2 protein-coding genes are annotated in these 1,422 nt (G+C 72.7%); one reads left to right on the top strand and one right to left on the bottom strand.

All coding sequences use genetic code 11. The annotated features are described in order from the left end of the window. Nucleotides 1-358: cellulose binding domain-containing protein (locus tag E1166_RS30530; protein WP_207914669.1), on the top strand; the 358-nt coding region annotated here is incomplete at its 5' end. Nucleotides 359-399: 41 nt separating this feature from the next. Here the strand turns inward: E1166_RS30530 and E1166_RS30535 are convergent. Beyond that, nucleotides 400-1,422 (bottom strand): extracellular solute-binding protein (locus E1166_RS30535; RefSeq protein ID WP_132343255.1); only part of this gene is annotated, 1,023 nt, incomplete at its 5' end.

Below are 1,422 nucleotides of genomic sequence, written 5' to 3' on the forward strand. Positions count from 1 at the left end.
GCCCAGCAGCCCGCCGCCCACGCCCACCTCGCCGCCGCCGACCTCGACCTGGCCGCCCGCCGGTGGCTGCTCCGCCACCTACAAGGTCACCTCGACCTGGTCCGGCGGCTTCCAGGGAGAGGTGACGGTGACCGCCGGTGCCACCGCGATCAAGGGCTGGACGGTGGACTGGACCTACCCGAGCGGCCAGCGGGTCAACCAGGCATGGAACGCCACACTCACCACCAGCGGATCCGCGGTGACCGCCAAGAACGTCAACTACAACGGCGCGCTGGGCGCCGGGGCCAGCACCACCTTCGGGTTCCTCGGCTCCGGCAGCGGGACCAACCCGACGCCGTCCTGCACCGCGACCTACTGAACAACCCGGCCGGGGCCGTGACCCACACGGCCCCGGCCGGCTCAATCGCCCCGCAGCGCCTGGTTGAGCTGGGTCTCGAAGTTCTCCGGCAGGCGCCCGTCGCCCTCCAGCGCCGACCGTACGCCCTCCCGGAACACCCGGCTGAACTCGAAGTAGTGCGGCACCCGGGGCCGGACCCTGGCCTCCCGGACCGCCTCCTCCAGCAGCGCCAGGTACGGGAACTGCTCCCGTAGCAGCGGGTCGGCGTACACGTCGACGCGGGTCGGCGCGAAACCGCCCAGGGTGAACAGCTTGCGCTGGGCCTCCTTCCTGGTCAGGAACTCGATCAACGCCTGCGCCGCCCGGGGTTGCGCGGTGTGCCGGGCGATGGCGAGGTTCTGGCCGCCCAACGCCGACGGGCCGGGCAGCCGGGTGACCTCGAACGGCACCGAGGACGCCGCCTCTCCCTCCTGCGCGGTCAGCGCCCGGTAGCTGACCGGCCAGTTGCGCATGAACAGGGCCCGGCCCTCCTGGAAGTCGCGCAGGCTGCGCCCCTCGTCGCCGGGAACGGCGAACGCGTCACCGACCAGCAGGCCGCCGCGCCGGGCCGCGGCCACCTGCCGCAGCCGCCGCTCCCAGCGCTCCCGCTGGAACAGCACCCGGTTCTCGGTCTCGTCGACCAGCCGGTCCACCCCGGCGGACCAGATCAACTCCATGCCGTTGACGGTCAACCCCTCGTACGGCCCGAACTGGCCCACGTAACCCGCCACCGGTGCCTGGCCGCCCCGGCCCGCCCCGGCGAGGTCGCGGCTGTGCGCGATCACCGCGTTCCAGTCGAAGTCGCGCCGCTCGGAACCGGCGGCGCCGAGCAGGTCGGAACGGTAGAAGAGCAGCCCCGCGTCGGTGTTGAAGGGCAGGGCCCAGAGCGAGCCCCGGTAGCGGCAACCGTCGAGCACCTCCGGAACGAACGCGTCGAGGTGTCCCCCGCCGAGCCGGGACTCGTCGATGGGCCGCAGATAGCCGGCGTCGGCGAACTCGGCCGTGAAGGTCACGTCGAGGTTGTAGATGTCCACGTCGTCGTCGGG

The sequence above is a fragment of the Micromonospora sp. KC213 genome (assembly GCF_004348325.1).
In the GTDB taxonomy this organism is placed as follows: Bacteria; Actinomycetota; Actinomycetes; order Mycobacteriales; family Micromonosporaceae; genus Micromonospora.